At 57.1% G+C, this 19,154-nt stretch carries 16 protein-coding genes and 1 riboswitch; of the genes, 10 read left to right on the plus strand and 6 right to left on the minus strand.

What is annotated here, in order from left to right; all coding sequences use genetic code 11:
- Nucleotides 1-97: 97 nt before the first annotated feature.
- Nucleotides 98-220 carry a hypothetical protein gene (locus AC0CW1_RS14780; protein ID WP_488183767.1) on the plus strand — a complete coding sequence of 41 codons (123 nt, stop codon included), beginning with the start codon at nucleotides 98-100 and terminating at the stop codon, nucleotides 218-220.
- 40 nt (nucleotides 221-260) lie between these two features.
- Nucleotides 261-383, plus strand: coding sequence for a hypothetical protein (locus tag AC0CW1_RS14785; protein ID WP_488183768.1), 123 nt, complete (start codon nucleotides 261-263; stop codon nucleotides 381-383).
- 272 nt (nucleotides 384-655) lie between these two features.
- Here the strand turns inward: AC0CW1_RS14785 and AC0CW1_RS14790 are convergent, their stop codons facing one another.
- The 3 genes from AC0CW1_RS14790 to AC0CW1_RS14800 form a co-directional block, all read right to left on the minus strand.
- The gene (locus AC0CW1_RS14790) at nucleotides 656-781 is read right to left on the minus strand and encodes a hypothetical protein (RefSeq protein WP_488183769.1); all 126 of its coding nucleotides are present in this window, start codon (nucleotides 779-781) and stop codon (nucleotides 656-658) included.
- A gap of 135 nt (nucleotides 782-916) precedes the next feature.
- On the minus strand, nucleotides 917-2,185 hold the full coding sequence (locus AC0CW1_RS14795) for an ArsB/NhaD family transporter (RefSeq protein ID WP_488184172.1): 1,269 nt from the start codon (nucleotides 2,183-2,185) through the stop codon (nucleotides 917-919).
- Between the two features lie 167 nt (nucleotides 2,186-2,352).
- The gene (locus AC0CW1_RS14800) at nucleotides 2,353-3,225 is read right to left on the minus strand and encodes a YitT family protein (protein WP_488183770.1); all 873 of its coding nucleotides are present in this window, start codon (nucleotides 3,223-3,225) and stop codon (nucleotides 2,353-2,355) included.
- Between the two features lie 712 nt (nucleotides 3,226-3,937).
- On the opposite strand from AC0CW1_RS14800, the gene AC0CW1_RS14805 reads away from it, so the two are divergent.
- From AC0CW1_RS14805 to pflA, 3 genes are all read left to right on the plus strand, one after another.
- Nucleotides 3,938-6,010, plus strand: coding sequence for a methyl-accepting chemotaxis protein (locus AC0CW1_RS14805; RefSeq protein ID WP_488183771.1), 2,073 nt, complete (start codon nucleotides 3,938-3,940; stop codon nucleotides 6,008-6,010).
- A gap of 168 nt (nucleotides 6,011-6,178) precedes the next feature.
- Nucleotides 6,179-6,262, plus strand: a riboswitch (ZMP/ZTP riboswitch).
- 103 nt (nucleotides 6,263-6,365) lie between these two features.
- The gene (pflB, locus tag AC0CW1_RS14810) at nucleotides 6,366-8,660 is read left to right on the plus strand and encodes a formate C-acetyltransferase (protein WP_488183772.1); all 2,295 of its coding nucleotides are present in this window, start codon (nucleotides 6,366-6,368) and stop codon (nucleotides 8,658-8,660) included.
- Nucleotides 8,661-8,672: 12 nt separating this feature from the next.
- Nucleotides 8,673-9,476: a pyruvate formate-lyase-activating protein gene (gene pflA, locus AC0CW1_RS14815; RefSeq protein WP_488183773.1), complete on the plus strand. Its 804-nt coding sequence runs from the start codon at nucleotides 8,673-8,675 to the stop codon at nucleotides 9,474-9,476.
- Between the two features lie 319 nt (nucleotides 9,477-9,795).
- On the opposite strand, the gene AC0CW1_RS14820 is transcribed toward pflA, so the two are convergent.
- From AC0CW1_RS14820 to AC0CW1_RS14830, 3 genes are all read right to left on the minus strand, one after another.
- Nucleotides 9,796-10,524 carry a FadR/GntR family transcriptional regulator gene (locus AC0CW1_RS14820; protein ID WP_488183774.1) on the minus strand — a complete coding sequence of 243 codons (729 nt, stop codon included), beginning with the start codon at nucleotides 10,522-10,524 and terminating at the stop codon, nucleotides 9,796-9,798.
- Nucleotides 10,511-11,041, minus strand: coding sequence for a signal peptidase I (lepB, locus tag AC0CW1_RS14825; RefSeq protein WP_488183775.1), 531 nt, complete (start codon nucleotides 11,039-11,041; stop codon nucleotides 10,511-10,513). The genes AC0CW1_RS14820 and lepB overlap by 14 nt, the downstream gene beginning before the upstream one ends.
- Before the next feature lie 359 nt (nucleotides 11,042-11,400).
- Nucleotides 11,401-11,772 carry a metallopeptidase family protein gene (locus AC0CW1_RS14830; RefSeq protein ID WP_488183776.1) on the minus strand — a complete coding sequence of 124 codons (372 nt, stop codon included), beginning with the start codon at nucleotides 11,770-11,772 and terminating at the stop codon, nucleotides 11,401-11,403.
- 196 nt (nucleotides 11,773-11,968) lie between these two features.
- Between AC0CW1_RS14830 and AC0CW1_RS14835 the strand changes: the two genes are divergently transcribed.
- The 5 genes from AC0CW1_RS14835 (at nucleotide 11,969) to AC0CW1_RS14855 (ending at nucleotide 18,973) form a co-directional block, all read left to right on the plus strand.
- Entirely contained in the window at nucleotides 11,969-13,195 is a 1,227-nt protein-coding gene (locus AC0CW1_RS14835) for a DUF445 domain-containing protein (RefSeq protein WP_488183777.1), read from the plus strand.
- A gap of 9 nt (nucleotides 13,196-13,204) precedes the next feature.
- The gene (locus AC0CW1_RS14840; RefSeq protein WP_488183778.1) at nucleotides 13,205-14,518 is read left to right on the plus strand and encodes a DUF445 domain-containing protein; all 1,314 of its coding nucleotides are present in this window, start codon (nucleotides 13,205-13,207) and stop codon (nucleotides 14,516-14,518) included.
- A 99-nt stretch (nucleotides 14,519-14,617) separates the two neighbouring features.
- Nucleotides 14,618-16,549: an MASE3 domain-containing protein gene (locus AC0CW1_RS14845; RefSeq protein WP_488183779.1), complete on the plus strand. Its 1,932-nt coding sequence runs from the start codon at nucleotides 14,618-14,620 to the stop codon at nucleotides 16,547-16,549.
- A 163-nt stretch (nucleotides 16,550-16,712) separates the two neighbouring features.
- On the plus strand, nucleotides 16,713-18,314 hold the full coding sequence (locus AC0CW1_RS14850) for a peptide chain release factor 3 (protein WP_488184173.1): 1,602 nt from the start codon (nucleotides 16,713-16,715) through the stop codon (nucleotides 18,312-18,314).
- On the plus strand, nucleotides 18,311-18,973 hold the full coding sequence (locus AC0CW1_RS14855) for a TVP38/TMEM64 family protein (RefSeq protein ID WP_488183780.1): 663 nt from the start codon (nucleotides 18,311-18,313) through the stop codon (nucleotides 18,971-18,973). Before AC0CW1_RS14850 ends, AC0CW1_RS14855 begins: the two co-directional genes overlap by 4 nt.
- The last annotated feature ends 181 nt before the right edge of the window (nucleotides 18,974-19,154 follow it).

Below are 19,154 nucleotides of genomic sequence, written 5' to 3' on the forward strand. Positions count from 1 at the left end.
TTTTCCAAAAAAAGGTGCAGAAGCTGTAACTGACAGAAAAAAATTCCATATAGTGAAGTGAAAAGCAGCTGATATCGGAGATGAGGAGGGAAAAGGGATGGCTAATGGGTACGCTGGCTTCTGGGGAGGCTTCGGTGTTGTCGCCGGTCTGGTCATCGCTCTAATCGTGATTGGCGCTTTCTACCCGAGCATTGTCGGCTTTGGTTATGTAGATCCTTAAGAAACAGGTTTTTGATTAACACGGAAGAGGAGGGACCTCGATGGGCGCTAGCTGCGGCGGCGGATACGTGAATATCGGCAACTCCATTGTGGCCTTGGCCATCCTGATCATCATCATTGCCATCCTGGGAACTGGCTTCGGATACGGTTACAGAACTGCATAAGAGAAAAGATGTGGGGGAGCGCCAGCCATTTCCGGCGCTCCCCCCTTTTGTGTGCCTCAGATGACAGAGGCCTAAAAGCCCTCCATGATCGAACTGAAAAGGAGGGCTTTCGCTTGTTTAACGGCTGTAGCCGAACCCGAAATTAGTGCCCAAGATGGCGATGATGATGATTAGAATGGCCAGGGCGACAATGCGATTCCCGATATAATTTCCTCCATAACCGCATCCGTTGCTCATGCCGGTCGCCTCCTTTCTTCGAACAGTGCGTCTCTTTATTGGCCTGTGTAACCGAAGCCGGCAATCTCAGGATAGAAGGCGCCAATGACGATCAGGGCGATGACCAGGCCGGCCACCACTGCAAAACCGTTGTTGAAACCGCCGCAGTAGGCGTTGCCCATCGTAGATATCCCTCCTTGGGCGAGGCCGTTTGGTTTATTCCTTGCCCGCTAATAGAGTATGAGATCCAAAGCAAAACGGTTTCTAGAAATTGCCATCGGAGGGGCGGGAATCCTTCGCAGCCGGGCGATCCCCTCTTAGAAGTAGCGAAAGAGGATATAGAGGTGGGCCATGGCGACGGAGAGGAGCATGAAGGGAAATCCGACGAAAAGGAACTTCTTAAAAGAGAGGGGAACGCCCGCTTTTTCGGCGATGCCGGCGACGATGATGTTTGCCGAAGCGCCCACTAGTGTTCCATTGCCGCCCAGGCAGGCGCCGAGGGCCAGCGACCACCAGACCGGTTCCAGTTCCATCCCCGAGAGGGCGCCCATCTCATGGATCATGGGGATCATGGTTGCCACAAAGGGGATGTTGTCGACAAATCCTGAGGCGATAGCGGAGAGCCACAGGATCAGCAGCGACGCCGTCTGGGTGTTCCCTTGAGTGACGTTGAGGGCCCACTGGGCCAGCGCAGCGATGACGCCGGTCGCTTTCAAGCCGCCGACGAGGACAAAAAGCCCCACGAAGAAGAAGATGGTCGGCCACTCGACGAGAAGCAGGATCTCCTCCGGCTCCTCCCGGCTGACGATCATCAGGATCATGGCGCCAGTCAGGGCGATAGTGGCTGATTCCAGGTGCAGGAGGCTGTGCAGGCCGAAGCCGACGATCGTCAAGGCGAGGACGGCGAGCGATTTCTTAAGGAGCGCCCAGTCTTTGATCTTCTCGGCTGGATCCATGGCCAAAATGGTATCGCGGTTTGCGATTTCCGAGGGAAATTCCTTGCGGTACACCACCAGGAGCAACGCCGTCGTGACCAGCAGGATCACCACCGCGATCGGCGTCATGTGGATGATGAAGTCCATGAAACCGAGACCGGTTGAACTGCCGATCATGATGTTGGGCGGGTCGCCGATCAGGGTGGCCGTGCCGCCGATGTTGGAGGCGAGGATCTCGGCGATTAGGTAGGGCATGGGGTTGACCTTCAGCGTGTCGGCCAGGATGATGCTGACGGGAGCGATCAGGAGCACGGCGGTGACGTTGTCGAGAAAGGCCGACATGACGGCAGTGATCAGCGACAAGAGGCCCAGCAGGCGGAGTGGGTTACCGTTGGTCGCTTTGGCGGACCAGATGGCCAGGGCTTCGAAGATGCCACTGCGGCGGGTGATGGCGACAAGGATCATCATGCCGATCAGCAGACCGAGGGTGTTGAAGTCGATGTCATCCTTGATGGCGATCTCCTGGTTCAGAAAGCCGAGGAGGATCATGATCAGGCCGCCCAGCATGGCGGTCACCGCCCGGGGGATCTTCTCCCAGATGATCAAGCCGTAGGCGACGACGAAGACGATGATCGAAGCGATGAAGGCCATGTCTTTCATTGTTCTCTCTCCTTGAAAAATCTTTTTTTGATAAAAGAAAAGTAAAAAACGCCAAAAAAACAGAGGAGCCCCTTGGTGACAGGCTCCTCCTCGATTTCCCAGTATTCGTTTTTAAGTGAAAATCATGCCGTTATTGTATAGTAGCAGGCATTTTTCCGTCAAGGGTGGATCGCTTTTTTCGCGAAGCGTCCCCCCATCACCTCGGCCACATGCTCGACAGCCACAAAGGCGTCCGGGTCGTAATCCATGACAATCTGCCGCAGTTTGGCCAGTTCGAGACGTGTTACCACACAGTAGAGGATCTCTTTGTCCTCGCCTGTGAAGCCGCCTTTGCCGTAGAGGTAGGTGACGCCACGGCCCAGGCGTGCCATGATCGCTTCGGCGATCTCTTGGGGGGTGTTGGAGATGATGGTGACCGCCTTCGATTCGTCCAAGCCCTCTAAGACCAGGTCGATGGTCTTGAAGGCGATGAAGTACGCGAGCAATGAGTACATGGCCTTATCCCAGCCGAAGACAAAGCCGGCGCTTCCGAGGATGAAAATGTTGAAAAACATGATGATCTCACCGACAGAAAAGGGGAGTTGGCGGGTGAGTATGATAGCCAGGATCTCCGTGCCGTCCAGTGAGCCGTTGTAGCGAAGGATGAGTCCGACGCCGAGTCCGAGGGTGATGCCGCCGAACACGGCAACCAACAAGAGGTCCTTCGTCACCGTCGGCGCGCCGTGGATAAGCTGAACGCCGAGCGCCATCACAGAGACGCTGTAGAGGGTTGACAGGGTAAATGTCTTGCCGATCTGCTTATAACCGAAAATGAGAAAAGGGATGTTCAGCACCAGCAAAAAGGCGCTGAGCGGCACCGAGAACAAGTAGGAGAGAATGATCGAAACGCCGACGATGCCGCCGTCAATGATGCGGTTGGGGACCAGGAACACCTCGAGGCCCACAGCGACAAGCATAGCGCCGAAGGTGAGAAAAAGGCCGCGCTTAAGGGTTTTTAAGGTGGTTTGCTTTTTGTGTTGACTTGGTGTCACGGAGAAGCCCCCTTTCCACAGGGAGTTTCTTTACCGCATCGACGTCCTTCTGCTTCAGTCGTCCTTCCTTCGTTTTGAGCTTCTTTCGAATTACGTTGCAGGCGTGAAAAACAAGCGCCACACAATCGCCCCTTTCATGATTTGATAAGAAACCCAAGGAGAAAAAGTGATAAAAAGAAAGGGAGCCCGTGGTGACAGACTCCTCCTAAAAACCCATTACGATTTCGATTACTGATAGTATATCATATCCTGGTCTCTTGTTCCACCAAAAAGAGTTGATAAGCCAGAAATTTCCTTAGGGTTGGGCCGTTGACATCGCTGACTTTCCCCGTACCCTGGCAGGAAAACCCCCTGGTAAAAGCGGCTCAACGCTTTGTACGGTTTTTCCTGCCCAAAGCCAGCTCCTCTGTTTGTCCGCTTGTTTCCCCCCCGTTACTACCGGGGATTTTGCCGGTGTGATGTCAAGGGGGGCGGTTTTTTTATTGGTGGCATCGCATCAACTCGAAATCAATATCATGAAGTGAAACAACGGTTTTTCTGCTGTTGTCAAAGTGTTACCGATTCTTAAATTGTACTTTACTGATATGTCCTATATAATGAAAAAGGTATTACTAATGTTTGAACGCTTCCACTTAGAACTTCGCCGCCGAGCGTGACAGAAGAAAATCGGCAAGACAACAGAGACTCCCGAATTAGCGAAGGAGGTTGGCTTGTGGCTTGGCTAAACAAACTGAAAATCTCCAAAAAATTGCTTGTATACACCCTTTTCGTTTTAGGGTTTCTCATCATCATGGGAGGCGTCAACTACTACTTCCTTGCTCAGATCACCAGGGACGCCGAGGAGATGTATGTTGACCGTTTGCAGCCGGTGCAGTGGATGGGCGAAGTTCGCACATTGAGCCGGGATAGTGAGGCGAAGATGTGGGAGATCATCATCTCCCGCGAGGTCGAGCGAAAAAAAGAACTGATCAAGGAGCTCGACAAAAACACAGCCCTTATCAATGAATTGCAGGAAAAGTATAAACAGACAAAGCTGGACGACTATGAGCAACAGATGCTCGCCGAGTTGGAAAAGACATTGGAATACACCAGGGGCGTTCGCAAAATGGTGATCCAACTCGGCCTCGAAGGGAGAATGGAAGAGGCTACAGCCGTCTTCCAGGCCAATCAGCCTACCTTTACTAAGGTGATTACACTGCGACAGGACATCGCGGAATACAACCAGAAGGTCGCCGAGGGGCTCCATCATGAGATTGAGAAGCGGGTTGTCCAGACCAACATCACCGTCATCATCACCACCGCGCTGCTGATGATCGTCTGCTACCTGATCGGCTCGTTGATCACGCGGTCCCTCACTGCCCCGATCAGCGAACTGCAGTCGTGCATGACCCGTGTTGGCGCCGGGGATTTGACGGCCTACGGCAATGTCCGTTCGACCGATGAGGTCGGACAGATGACAGCCACCTTCAACCAGATGGTGAGCAATCAAGCCGATACGGTGGGCATAATCCGCGATGCCGCTGAAAATCTCGCTGCCAGTTCAGAGGAATTGGCGGCGTCAAGCGAAGAGGTGTCGGCGTCGGTCCAGGATATCGCCCATAACATCCAGTCCATCACCGACGAGACGGAGCAAGGCAATCAGGCGATCATCGACGCCTCTTCCGTCCTGCTGGAATTGTCATCCTTGATTCAAATTGCCCGCACCCAGGCACAGGCGGCCGCCGAATACTCCCATGTGATGACAGAAGCTGCAGAAACGGGGAAAGGGACCGTCGGCGAAGCGATCGGCCGGATGGCCAAGATCAAGCAAAAGTCGGTCGAAACGGAAGAGATCATGCGCACCCTAGGGGAGCATTCGAAGCAGATCCGGACGATCTCCGACATGATCACGGCGATCGCCGAACAGACAAACCTATTGGCCTTTAACGCCTCTATCGAGGCTGCCCGGGCTGGCGAAGCGGGGCTCGGTTTTGCCGTCGTTGCCGACGAGGTGCGCAAGCTAGCCGAACAGTCCAACCGGGGCGCTTGGGAAGTCAGCCAATTGATCGGAAAAATCACCGAGAGCACCATGGCCGCTGTCGCGGCGACGTTGCAAAGCCGTGAAGAAGCGGATGCCGGTGAAAATGTGGTCCAACAGGCAGGCAAAGCCCTGGAAAACATTCTGGAGGCAGTGAAGCATACAGAACAGGCTGTGGAAAATATCGTCAGCGTCACGGCGGAGAATGTGGCGAGCTCCGACAAGATCGTCAAACTCATTGATTCTGTGGCGACAGCGATCGAAAACGTTAACGTACATATCCACGAGGTTTCTGCGGCTGTGCAGCAAACGACGGCGGCCATGGAAACGATCGCCGCCGGAGCCGAGGAAACAAGCGCCGTCGCCTCCGAACTGATGAATTCGATCCACCGTTTCAAGCTGGAAAACGACGGCAGCCTGACGCCGGTGCAGATCCTGACTAAGGCCAAATCCGATCACCTGCTCTGGAAGCTGCGCATCGAAAACATGTTGAAGGGTGTCATCGAGATCCTGCCGGAGGAGGTCAACTCCCACAAAGAATGTCGCTTGGGCCGGTGGTACTTCGGCGACAATGCGCTGAAAGGCGACCCCGACTTCATCGCTGTGGATGGACCGCACCACAAGGTGCACGACTGCGCCGTCAAGGCGGTCATTGCCTTCCAGGCTGGCAACCGCGCTGAGGCGGAACGCCAGTACAAGACGTTGGAGCAGAATTCGGAGCAGGTGTTGCGGCTACTTGATAGGCTGATTAAGAAGATGGTTCAGTAAAATTCGGCATCTGTTTCAGAAATATCTTAAGCCTGTTTCGTCTACCGATGGAAAAGCCGCTGCGCAAAGCTGCAACATGGAGAACTACAGAGAGAAGCACGGAGCATATCGGTAGCTGACTTGACGAGTAGAGCAAATCCGCGATACAATGCAATCATCAAGACAATCAAGGGGTCGCGCGACTGGCGGAAGTGGAGTTCACCACAGGGAGCGCGGCTGATATGTAAAATGCCGACCGCCTGGGCAATCGATGTCCGGGCGGTTTTTGCTTTTAAAAAACCAAAAGCCCTCCTGACATCGATGGGTGCTTTGCATCCTCAAAAACAATGTTTGATGTCGGGAGGGTTCGGTTTTTATGGCAGTTCCGCAATTTCAAGGATTCAAGAATGAACGAGATGAGGTCAAGACGCAGGCAGCCGCGCCGCATCCCTGGGCAGATTTTAGAGGTAAAGGCTGGCGCGAAGCGATCGACCTGCGCCAGTTCATTCAGGATAATTACCAACCCTACAGCGGTGACGCCGATTTTCTGGCGGGCGCGACCGAGCGGACGCGGGCGCTTTGGGCAAAGGTTTCTGATCTGATGCGGCAGGAGCGGGAGCGGGGCGGCGTTCTCGATGTGGACACGGAGACGATCGGGGGCATCGGCGCCCACAGACCGGGCTATATCGACAAGGAACTGGAACGCATCGTGGGCCTGCAGACCGATGAGCCGCTGAAACGGGCGGTCCTGCCGAGGGGCGGCATCCGCATGGCCCGTCAGGCCTGCGAGGCCTACGGCTATACCTTGAATCCCCGCATCGAAGAGATCTATACTCACCACCGCAAGACCCACAACCAGGCTGTCATGGACGCCTACACGCCGGAGATGCGTCAGGTCCGGCGTCTCGGCCTGATCACGGGCCTACCTGACGCCTACGGGCGCGGCCGGATCATCGGCGATTACCGGCGCGTCGCTCTTTACGGCGTCGACCGTTTGATCGAAACGAAACGGGCAGAACTGGATGCCGTGGGCGCCTCCGGGATGGACGAAGGAGCGATTCGGCTGCGGGAGGAATTGGGCGAACAGATCGCCGCCCTTACGGAGATGGCGGAGATGGCTGCCGCCTACGGCTTCGATATCCGCCGTCCTGCCGCCGATGGCCGCGAGGCGGTCCAGTGGCTCTACTTCGCCTACCTGGCAGCGGTGCAGGAGCAAAACGGCGCCGCCATGAGCATCGGCCGCGTCTCCACCTTCCTCGACATCTACTTGGAGCGGGACCTGCGGCGGGGAACCCTGACCGAGGAAGCTGCTCAGGAACTGATCGATGATCTCGTGATCAAACTGCGCATGGTGCGTTTTCTCCGCCCGCCTGCCTACAACGAACTGTTCAGCGGCGATCCGACCTGGGTCACCGAGAGTGTCGGCGGCATGGGACTCGACGGACGGACACTGGTGACGAAAAACAGCTACCGCATCCTGCACAGCCTGAACAACCTCGGCCCGGCGCCGGAACCGAACCTGACTGTCCTCTGGTCGGAGCGGCTGCCAGACAACTTTAAGCGTTTCTGCGCTGAATTGTCCGTGACCACGTCGGCGATCCAGTATGAGAATGACGATCTGATGCGCTCCTACTGGGGCGACGATTACGGCATCGCCTGCTGCGTATCGGCCATGCGCCTCGGCAAGCAGATGCAGTTTTTCGGCGCCCGCGCCAATTTGGCCAAGGCTTTGCTCTACGCCATCAACGGCGGACGCGATGAAAAGACGGGGGAGCAGGTCGGTCCGCTCCTGGCGCCCATCGAGGGCGACATTCTCGACTATGACGAGGTGATGGCCCGCTTCGACCTCTTCCTCGGCTGGACGGCGCGCCTCTATATGGACATGCTCAACATCATCCATGCCATGCATGATCGCTACGCCTACGAGCGGGCACAGATGGCGCTCCATGACCGCGACGTGCTGCGCACGATGGCCTGCGGCCTCGCCGGCTTGGCAGTCGTCGCCGACTCCCTGTCGGCGATCAAGCACGCCTGTGTACGCGTCATACGCAACGACGCTGGTCTGGCTGTTGGCTATGAGGTGGAGGGCGGTTATCCCGCCTACGGCAATGACGATGGCAGGGCCGACGCCATCGCCGTCGATGTGGTTCAGCGGTTTATGGAGAAGCTGCGCCGCTGCAAGGCCTATCGTGGTGCTGTGCCGACCTTGAGCGTGCTGACGATCACCTCGAACATCGTTTACGGCAAAAAGACGGGCGCTACACCGGACGGGCGCAAGGCCAGCGAAGCCTTTCCGCCAGGGGCCAACCCCGTCTACGGTCGCGATCGCCGGGGTGCCCTGGCGGCGCTGAACTCGGTGGCCAAGCTTCCCTATGCCGACTGCCAGGATGGCATCTCCTACACCTTCTCCATCGTTCCGCAGGCCTTAGGCATGACGGCGGAGGAGCGGCGCGCCAACCTGACAGCCGTTGTGGACGGCTTCTTCCAGCAGGGCGGACACCACATTAATGTGAACGTATTGGACCGGGAGACGCTGCTGGACGCCATGGACCACCCGGAAAAGTACCCCCAGTTGACGGTCCGCGTTTCTGGCTATGCCGTCAACTTCATCAAGCTCACCAGGGAACAGCAGCTTGACGTGATCCGGCGCACCTTCTTTGAGCGGGTGTAGGGAAGAGGGATGATGGCAAAGAAATCGTTTCATCGGGGTTCCCTGTACGGAACAGCGCCGGAACTGGCGTCAGATAGATCGAGAGTCTACGGACGGATCCATTCGACCGAGACCTGCGGGGCTGTCGACGGCCCCGGTCTACGCTATGTCCTCTTCTTAAGCGGCTGCCCGCTGCGCTGTCTCTACTGCCACAACTGCGACACCTGGGATCCGGCGTCAGGCCGGTTGCAGTCGGTCGATGAGGTGATGGCCGACATCCGGCGCTACCGGCCCTATTTTCGCGCCTCCAGCGGCGGCGTCACCCTTTCTGGCGGCGAACCGGCGATGCAGCCCGACTTTGTAGCCGCCCTCTTCAAGGCTTGCCGGGAAGAGGGCATCCACACCTGCCTGGACACCTCCGGTTACTGTGACCGCGAGGCGGCGGAGCGGTTTTTGCCTTATACGGATCTGGTTCTGCTCGACATCAAGCAGATCGACTCTTTTCGCCACCGCCGGTTGACTGGCGTGGACTACGACAAGATCCACGCTTTTGCGCAACGGCTGGCGGAGCGGGAGATTCCGGTCTGGATCCGCCATGTGCTTGTTCCGGGGTACACGGACAGCGTTGAAGACATCGATGGATTGTGCCGGTTTACGGCCTCCCTGGGCAACGTGCGGCGTTTGACATTCCTGCCTTTTCATACGCTAGGCAGTGAGAAACGGCGGGAGTTGGGAATTGAGGATCCGCTGGCTGGCGTGGCGTCTCCAGATCATGAGGGGATGGAGCGGGCGCGGGAAGTTGGACGGCGTTATGGCTTGAATGTTGCTAACCCTTGAAGCGGGTTAATTCTTTCGACCGTTGTGGGATGGAGCTGACACACATCATTCAGGCAATCGATGCGCTTCGTATTCAAAAAAAAAAGCGGCCGGTGATCCGGCCGTTGGGGGATGAGAGGCGATATATTGTCGGAACAAAAAGAGGTAGGCTGAAATCGGTATTGAAGTCTCGTCGGAAAACGCTCCAATAAAGGGATTCTCAAGAAATGCTCATTCGGCTCCTCATCAGTGATGAGCGCTTGATGAGTATTTCTATTCCCCCTGAACCATCCCAAATCCTCTTTTTTAACGGATGTATTTTTTGGTATTTTCAGACTTTTTATTCCATATGGTGTTTTTCCCATAGCCGTTCGATATCGCCGATCACGTTTTCCAGGTGGTCGACCATGGCGGTGCGGGCGGCTTCGGGAGCGCCGCTCCGGACGGCGTCGAAGATTTTCTGGTGATCCTCCATGATGCCGCTGTAGACTTCCCGGCGGATCTCTTCCAGGGTGAGGGAGTGGCGGCCTGATTGATAGATGAGTTCCAACGCCTTGGCGAGGACGGGGTTGCGGCAGGCGCGGGCCAGCACCTTGTGAAAGGCGATGTCCTGCTCAAAAGCCAGGCACCCTTGCCGGCAGAGTTGCTCCTGTTCGCCGATGATCGCTGCCATTTCCGCAACTTCGTCTTCTGTGATCGAGAGGGCGGCCAGGGCGGCGATCTCCCCTTCGATCGCCCGGCGGGCCACCATCATATCTAAGAGGTTCTTTTTGCGTTCTTGCCCTAGCGTATCGACCAGTTCTATGCTGATGGAGGATTGTTCCAGCCGCTGGTTCAGGGTGTTGAGCCGCTGTTGCCCCGCTACAGTCAGTTGGCGTCCCAGGAACCCCTTGCGGACGGTGAATCCCTGGTTGTCCAGGTTTTTGAGGATCCGCCCGACGGTGGCTTCGCTCATCTCCAGGCCGCGGCGGGCCGCTTCAGCGCGGATGCTCCCGGAACCGACCGGCTCCGGGCTTCCGTGAATCACGGCGAGAATGATCTGTTCCTGGGCTTCTCTATGGGTGAGCATTAGGAACCCCTTTCAGCAAGCCGGCTTCAGCCAAGGGAAAGACCTTCGCCACCGCCTTGCCGAGGATGCTCTTGCCGGCTACAGTTCCAAAATAGCGGCTGTCCAGGCTGTTGTTGCGGTTGTCGCCCATCAAGAAGTATTCGCCTTCCGGGATGGTCAGGGGGCCGAAACGGCCAAAGTAGCCTTGAACATAAGGCTCTTCCAGCATCTGTCCGTCGATGTACACACGATCTTTTCGAACCTCAACCGTCTCGCCGGGCAGGCCGATGACGCGCTTGATCAGCACCTCATCTTTTTCCAACACCTCCGGCGCATCGAAAATGACGATGTCGCCCCGCTCATACTGGTGATGCATACGGTCGATGAGCACCACGTCATGGACCTGCAAGGTGGGGAGCATGGATTCACTGGGGATGTACCTGGCTTCGCCGACCTGCGTCCGGATGACGAGGGATAGGGTGATGGCGATGGCGACCGGCAAAAGGTATTCTCGCAGCCAAGAAAGGTTTTTTTTCACCTTTGGTCAGCTCCTTGGAGGTCGTTGTGATCAGTGGGCTATTGAAGATGGGTGCCTTGTCCACTCATTCGGAACATTGTTGATTATACCATGATTATATGGCAGATAGTCTTCCGTTGCGGCGAAGCAATTGTTGCCAAGGAGGCAAGGAAGATGAACCAAATTTTTCCTCTCGCCGTATAGTACAGTATCCTGACCGAGAGGGGGGAACCACCATGTCTCACAGAAGATGCCGCCGTCGCCGTCGAGTGAGAGTTGTCAATCTGCGACCCGGTCAAGTTGCTGTCATCCGCTGCCGCTGTTGCTGCAACAACTAACTTTCGGTCACGCCGTCGCGCCGTGAAGGCTCGGCGGCTTTTTTATTTTTGTTTCTCAGCGCGCCAAGCTTCCAGTTCCGCCATCTCTTCTTGTAAGAGGTCGTCGGCGCCGGCCAGGTCTTCTAGGTGGTGGCGCAGTTCATGGAGGATCGTTTCGTACAGTTCATCCTCCCAGACATCGGCCGGCTCCTCTGGAAAACAGCCAGCGAAGGAGCCATGGTAGATGTTGATCCAGTGGCCCAGGTACTCATCGAAGAAACACTCGCCCAGGATAAAAAAACCCTCGTCGTCCTGGATCGTGTCCGGTTGGATATGGATGCCTCCGTTAAGGCGGCGGAGGAATTTTTCTGGGATATTGGCGATCATGCGCTCGGCCAGGTCGGCGAAATGATCGATATCAAAGGGGATGGTCATGGCAGGACGCCTCCTCGTCTTTGCTGTTCCCCATTATTTTTTACGCGATTCCCTGTTTCCCCTTCCGGTAAGGAAAAAAGCGCCCATTTCTTTTCGAAACGACGGATTTTAGCGTACAAGGATGTAGAAAAAGCGTTTATACTTTTTATGAGATGGTTGCTCCTGCAACGCCTACGGGAAATGGATGGATGGATCGATGAATAACCGCCATAGAGCGACCCTAGTCCTCGTCATCGCCCTAATCGGCTTTCTGGTCAGCACTCCTTTTCAAGATTCATTGCTGGGCGGGGTGATCGCCAGCGGCTGCAGCGCCGCCCTGATCGGCGGCTTAGCCGACTGGTTCGCCGTGACGGCCCTTTTTCGCCGCCCCCTAGGCATTCCCTGGCGGACGGCCATCATCCCCCGCAACCGTGAGCGGATTTTCGAGGCTCTCGTGACCATGGTCAAAGAGGAATTGCTATCCCGGGAAACGCTGAAAGGGCAATTGAACCGCTATGACCTGACGGAGCCCATCTTCACCCATCTCCTCGGCGACGGGAGGAAGGGAGAACAACCCTTGAGTGAGGCCTTGGCGGGGATGTCGACGCTCCTCAAGGAGCCGAAGGTGAAGGATGTTCTGGAGGACGTCGCCGCTTCCTTGCTCGCTGGCTTGCCCTTGTCACCGGTGCTGGCAGACAGCATCGAGTGGGCCCTCGACAGCGGTCAGGCGGGACGGGTCATTGACATGGCCGTAGGGGAATTGGTAAGCCTAGTCCGTCACCCCTTGGTCAAGGGGGAACTGGCGCGCCTCGTTCGGGAGACGAGAAGCGCCTACGAATCGGGGATGCGCCGCCGCCGCTTTTTTGACGACCTCGTCATCGGTTTGGCCGGCAAGACGCCGGAGACCCAACTGATCGACAGCGCCGTAGATTTTTTGGAGGGGTTTCGCAGACCCGGCGACCCGCAGCGGTTGCGCCTGGAAGGGCAGATCCGCCGCTGGGTCGATGAACTGCGCGCCGATGGGGAACGGCAGCGCCAGGTGGAGGCATGGAAAGCGACTTTCTTGCAGCGCCTGGAACTGGGGCCCCTGTTGACGGAATTGCTGGAGGATCAGAGGGGCCGTTCCGGTGATGAACCCCCACGGTGGTTGAAACTCTTGCGCAGCCGTTTGGAGCGGTTGTTGACGGAACTGCGCCAGGATCGGGAACGGCGTCAGGCTCTCGACGGGATGCTCAAGGTCCACCTCTTCCGCTGGATCGACGAGCGCCATGAGGAGATCGGCAAACTGGTTCAGGAGAACTTGCAGTCGATCAGCGATGAACAACTGGTAGAACTGATTGAATCGAAGGCAGGCAACGACCTGCAGATGATCCGGATCAACGGGGCGGTTGTGGGCGGTTTGGCTGGCGTCGTCCTGCACCTGACGACCCTCTGGCTGCCATGAGGTGACGGTATGAAGTGGAAGAAGGCGGATATCGTCCTGGCCGGCGCGGCGCTGGCTTTTCTCCTCTTTGCCTGGCTGCGGTGGTTCTATCCGCAGTGGTTCTGGGCGAAGATGGGCTTTTTTGTGGCCGAAGCGGCTCTCGTCGGCGGCATCGCCGACTGGTTCGCCATCACGGCCCTCTTTCGACGCCCCCTCGGTTTTCCCTGGCATACGGAATTGATCCCGCGCAACCGGGAAAAGACGATCGACGCCATCGTCAAGGTGGTGGAAGAGAATCTCCTCGGCATAGAGGTGGTTAAGGCGAAACTGGCCCATGTTCGCCTGACCGACGGGATTATCGATTGGCTGGACCGGCAGGAGGGGAAACAGTACTTCACCGATTTCATCGGCCATATCAGCCAGGAGGCTTTGAGCCACCTGCAGCCGAAAACGCTGGCCCGCTATATCGAGCGGCCGGTGAAGGATAAGCTCCGGCGCATCGACCTTTCGGCCCAGTTGGGCCAGCGGGGACAGCGGGCGTTGCGAGAAGGAGAGGAGGAGCGATGGATCGCCCTCTTGATCGACGAGATGCACCAGACGGCTGCGCGGCCGGAGACGCGCGATCGGATCTACCGTTTCCTCCGGGGGGCGGAAAAGCGGCAGTCTGAAGGGTTGCTCAGTGCCCTCGTGTTGACGACGGCACTGCTCACCAATAGCTATAACCCGTCACAAGCCGCCGAGTCGCTGCACCGGAGGCTGCTGGAGAGCCTGGCGGAGATGAAAGATCCCCAGCATCCCTTGCGGGTGCGGTTGAAGGAGATCCTGCTGGAAAAGACAACAGGTCTTGCCGAACGGACCGAAATGGTCGAGACGATCGAGTCCTGGAAAGAGCGGATCATCGATGAGCTGCCGATTGAGGACTGGTTGCGTTCCTTGTGGCCTACTGCGCAGGCTGGCCCCTCGGTCGCCTTCGGCCCATCAAGCGCCAATAACTGCACCATCGAGGAGGAAAAGGGGCCTGTTGCACCGCTGCAAGGCTCGGTGGAATCGATAGTCCGACGCCTGGTCGACGATCCGCTGCTGCGGGAGCAGCTGGAGGAACGGCTCAAAGAGGCGCTCTTCCAGATCATCGAAAAAGAGCATTCATTAATTGGCGCCATCGTGCGCAACGTCCTCGATTCCTTCACAAACGACGATTTGAACCGGTTTATCGAAGACAAGGCCGGCAATGACCTGCAGTGGATCCGGATCAACGGCTCCCTGGTGGGGGGCATCGTGGGGCTCGTCCTCTTTCTGTTTCTGCACTACCTGTACCAGCCGTGGATTGTCTCTTTGCTGCGTTAGCAAAATAAATGGGGCGATGGAAGGGAATTGCCTCTTATGGATAGAAATAGGATTCCGTGGTTCGCTTGATTGTGTTACAGAGAGACAGGGGGCAGCAACTTGGAAACGACCAGGACAGATCCCCAGGGTATGTCACCGGCGGCAGGGTTGGCGACAGGCATCCCTATCGTCATCGGCGCCGTCTTTTTGTTGCTCATCGCTAGCGTCCTAGTTCCCCCGGGAGTCAAAGCGCCATGGAACGATGATTTCTTATTGCCGCTGCATATCATCGTCGAGGGCGCCGGTGTCGTCGTTTCCCTGTTTATCTTCTCCACCATCTGGCATACGCGGGAAAAGGCGACAGCCAGGCTGGTATACATCGGTATTTGCTTCTGGGTAATCGGCATGTTCGATACCCTTCACCTGGTGACCTATCCGGCCATGTTGACTTCCTCTTTGACGAGCGCCGATCTCTACGTGCTGTTCGGATGCAGCAGTCGCCTGATGTTGGCCGGAGCCTTGCTGACCGCCTTGATCATCTCTCCGCTGAAAAGGGTTTCACAGCGGGGAAGTCTTTTCTGGTTTTTATCGGCCATCGCGCTCTTTTGCGTTGTCGCGATTGCTTTCTTCACCTTCTTTCTATCCGAGCCAGAACGACTGAACGAAGAGGATTTGGCAAGGATTCGTAACACCGCCACGGCAATGACTTTCGCGCTGGACCTGGTCGCCGCCTTTTTCTATTGGCAGCAGGGAAGAGAACAAAAGAGTGATCAAGGAAAACGGATTGCCATCGGTCTAGGCCTTGCCGCCATGTCATCAGCAGCGTTCTTCATTCACGCCGCATCCTCCACCGCTTTTGACCTCACCAACCATATCCTGAAGGTCCTCAGTTACGGCTTTTTTTATCAAGCCATCTTTATTACACAGGTAAAAACTCCTTTTGAAGAGTTGTCCCGCCGGCGCTCTGAGCATCGGGCGCGAATGGTGGCCCTGATGAACGCCACCAAGGACGGGATCGCCTTCTATACGCGCAAACATGGCGAATGGGTCTGCAACGCATCCTTCGGCGAGATGTTCGGCATCGACGAGGAGTTGCTTCATTTTGACGACAGCGAACTCTTTTTCCGCGCCATTCAGGGCAAACTGGACGAGCCGGAGAAGCTAAGCGGTATCTTGCAGAACGAGTTGAAGCGGGAAGCCATTGAATCGCTGGGTCCCTGGCGCATCTTGGTGCTGTCTGAGCCCCGACGCGGCGTCGACCTCTATGTCAACCCCGTTGAAGTGGAGGGCGTGGTCCTCGGCTGGCTGTTCATCTTCCGCGATGTGACCAAGGAGATCGAGTTTCATCGCCTGCGGAGCGAGTATTTTTCCGCCGCCACCCATGAGATTCGCACCCCCTTGGCCTGCATTGACGGCTTTATCGATTTGGCGTTGGAACCGGGTGTTTCCATGGACGAACGGCGCCATTACCTCAAGCAGGCCAAGTCGAATCTTACCCGCCTTCACCAACTCGTGAGCAACATCCTTGACCTGGAAAAGCTACAAGCGAGTCCTCCAGGCCATCGCTTCCAGAAGTTGGACGTGGAGGCGCTGATCACCCCCATCGCCGACAACTACGCCATCCTTGCCGCCAAAAAGGGGCTCCACTTTCAATGCGAGATCGTCCCGGGATTGCCGCCCCTTTATGGCGACGAACTCCGTCTCGGTCAGGCGATCAGCAATCTGCTTTCCAATGCGATCAAGTACACTCCCGTTGGAAGCTGCGGGGTCTATGCCAGCCAGCAGGGAGAGCATATCCGGATTGATGTGCGCGACAGCGGGATCGGCCTTTCCGAATCAGAAATAAACCATCTCTTCGAACGCTTTTACCGGGCCGAGAACGAGGTTACCCGCAACACGGCAGGAACAGGTCTCGGCCTCACCATCGTCAAGGCGATTGTGGAATCCCATGGCGGAGAGATCACCCTATCGAGCCAATGGGGGCGGGGGACGACCTTTACCATCTTGCTCCCGATCATCGGTATAAGTCAAAGGGAACCAGCGGCGTCCTGAGCGACGGCCGCTTTTTACTTTGCCGTTTTTCTGAATATAGTGGGCTTTCCCTTTGCGCCCTGAGAAGGTATACTATTACAATGTGACACTATGCAATTCTGGGGCTCGCCCCTCCTTTTGACTGGATCTAACGAAGCATTGATATTTTGGAGGAATGGAATACATGTCCACGACGGCGACGGAACTGCAATCAGAAGTCCAGCGGCGCCGCACCTTCGCCATCATCTCCCACCCGGACGCAGGGAAGACCACCTTGACGGAGAAGCTGCTCCTCTACGGCGGCGCCATCCGCCTGGCCGGCACTGTCAAGGCCCGCAAAGCGGCGAAGCACGCAGTCTCGGACTGGATGGAGATTGAGAAACAACGGGGCATCTCGGTGACTTCGAGCGTCCTGCAGTTTGATTATGACGGCTACCGTGTCAACATCCTGGACACCCCCGGTCACCAGGACTTCAGTGAAGACACCTACCGCACCCTGATGGCCACCGACAGCGCCGTCATGGTCATCGACGTGGCTAAGGGCGTCGAGGACCAGACGAAAAAGCTCTTCCATGTCTGCCGGCAGCGGGGGATCCCCATCTTCACCTTCGTCAATAAGCTGGACCGGCACGGAAAGAGCCCTTTCGAGTTAATGGAAGAGATCGAGAACGTGCTGGGCATCCGCGCTTACCCCATGAACTGGCCCGTCGGCGTAGACGGCAACTACAAAGGCGTCTACAACCGCCGTCTCGCCCAGATCGAGCTTTTTGAGAGCGGCGGCGCCCACGGGCAGTGGGTGATGCCCTCCACCATCGGCAGCGCCGAAGACCCGGCCTTTGCCGAACTGCTCGGCGCTGACGCCCATAACCAGTTGATCGAGGACATCGAACTGCTCGACATGGCCGGCGACGAATTCGATATCGACAAGGTGCTCCAGGGCGAACTGACGCCCATGTTCTTCGGCAGCGCCTTGACTAACTTCGGCGTCCGTCCGTTCCTGGAGGAGTTTTTGCAACTGGCGCCGCCGCCGCTGGCTCGGCGCTCCATCGACGGATTGGTCGCGCCTGACGATGAGGGCTTCACCGCTTTCGTGTTCAAGATCCAGGCCAACATGAATCCGACCCACCGGGACCGCATCGCCTTCATCCGCATCTGCTCGGGCAAGTTCGCCCGCGGGATGAGCGTCAAACACGTGCCTTCCGGCAAGACCGTCAAGCTGGCCCAGCCTCAGCAGTTCATGGCCCAGGAGCGGGTGATCATCGAGGAGGCCTACCCCGGCGATGTGATCGGGCTCTTCGATCCGGGCGTCTTCGGCATTGGCGACACCCTCTGTGCAGAAGGCAAAAACTTCCAGTTTGAGGATTTTCCCGTCTTCCCTCCGGAGCATTTCGCCCGGGTGCAGCCGAAAGACACGATGAAGCGCAAGCAGTTTGTCAAAGGCATGACCCAACTGACCCAGGAGGGCGCCGTTCAGGTCTTTCGCCAGCCGGAAATCGGCGTCGAGTCCTTCGTCGTCGGCGCTGTCGGCGTGCTGCAGATGGAGGTCCTCGAATACCGGCTCAAACAGGAGTATGGCGTCGACATCCTCATGCAACACCTGCCCTTCAGCGTCGCTCGCTGGCTGGAAGGCTACGATCCCGGCAAACCGGTCAAGGGCCTGGACAGCGGCATGGTGATCCGTGACGGCAAGGAGCGGCCGGTGGCTCTCTTCCGCAACGAGTGGTCCGTCCGCTGGGCTGTCGAGCAAAACCCGCAGATCAAGTTTTTGACGGTGCCGGAACGATGAATCTTCGATCGATCGGGCCCAAGGGCGCCGCTCTCCTGGCGCTAATCGCGCTAGGCGCGCTGTTATTCGGCACCGAGCCAGGGCGGCGGATCATCGACCTGGTGACCTTGACCGATATGGATGAACTGACGGCGGTCCTCCGTTCCTACGGCTGGTTTGCCTGGGTCGCCGGATTTTTGATCATGACCTTGCAAACCTTGATCGGCGTCATCCCGGCCGTATTCCTGCTGGGTGCCCTCGTCATCGTTTTCGGATGGATTCCCGGTCTGTTCATTGGCTGGACCGGTGAGATCGCCGGATCGGCGATAGCTTTTGTGCTGTTCCGCTACTTCGGCCGCGGCCCTGTCGCCCGCTGGCTGGCGAAAAACAAGCGGTTTTCCCAATGGGACGAGTGGACGGCGAGGCATGGCTTCGGCAGCATTTTTCTCGTCCGCCTGGCTCCTTTTGTACCTTCGGGCGCCATCAACTTGGCGGCTGCCGTCAGTTCCGTCGGATTTGTTCCCTTTATCTTGGGAACGGCCCTCGGCAAGATCCCTACGATCCTCTTGGAGACCGTCGTCGGCCACGACATGTGGAATCCGGTAGAAAACGCCAGCCGGTTGGCGCTGGCGCTTATCGCCTTGGGCTTGCTGGCTTGGGGATTAAAACGATATCATTAGCGGAGGAGGGGTCTACACCCCTTCTCCTTCGTTTTTTCTGCAACAAAGTTTCTTCTTTCGGCTGTATAAGGGGCCGGCGGTCATTGTGCCTGACTTTTGCACTGGCTATAATGGAAATGGGACAACAGACTGTGTGAATAAGGCTTCGGCCGCAAGCCCACGGTCGAAGGGGGCGAACCCG

Source organism: Heliomicrobium sulfidophilum, from assembly GCF_057715735.1.

Coding starts and splice junctions, on each gene's coding strand:
- pflA (WP_488183773.1), top strand. CDS start 8,673: ATGGCAAAGAAATCGTTTCATCGGGGTTCCCTGTACGGAACAGCGCCG.
- AC0CW1_RS14850 (WP_488184173.1), top strand. CDS start 16,713: ATGTCCACGACGGCGACGGAACTGCAATCAGAAGTCCAGCGGCGCCGC.
- AC0CW1_RS14830 (WP_488183776.1), bottom strand. CDS start 11,772: ATGACCATCCCCTTTGATATCGATCATTTCGCCGACCTGGCCGAGCGC.
- AC0CW1_RS14820 (WP_488183774.1), bottom strand. CDS start 10,524: ATGCTCACCCATAGAGAAGCCCAGGAACAGATCATTCTCGCCGTGATT.
- pflB (WP_488183772.1), top strand. CDS start 6,366: ATGGCAGTTCCGCAATTTCAAGGATTCAAGAATGAACGAGATGAGGTC.
- AC0CW1_RS14835 (WP_488183777.1), top strand. CDS start 11,969: ATGAATAACCGCCATAGAGCGACCCTAGTCCTCGTCATCGCCCTAATC.
- AC0CW1_RS14840 (WP_488183778.1), top strand. CDS start 13,205: ATGAAGTGGAAGAAGGCGGATATCGTCCTGGCCGGCGCGGCGCTGGCT.
- AC0CW1_RS14855 (WP_488183780.1), top strand. CDS start 18,311: ATGAATCTTCGATCGATCGGGCCCAAGGGCGCCGCTCTCCTGGCGCTA.
- AC0CW1_RS14790 (WP_488183769.1), bottom strand. CDS start 781: ATGGGCAACGCCTACTGCGGCGGTTTCAACAACGGTTTTGCAGTGGTG.
- AC0CW1_RS14780 (WP_488183767.1), top strand. CDS start 98: ATGGCTAATGGGTACGCTGGCTTCTGGGGAGGCTTCGGTGTTGTCGCC.
- AC0CW1_RS14785 (WP_488183768.1), top strand. CDS start 261: ATGGGCGCTAGCTGCGGCGGCGGATACGTGAATATCGGCAACTCCATT.
- AC0CW1_RS14795 (WP_488184172.1), bottom strand. CDS start 2,185: ATGGCCTTCATCGCTTCGATCATCGTCTTCGTCGTCGCCTACGGCTTG.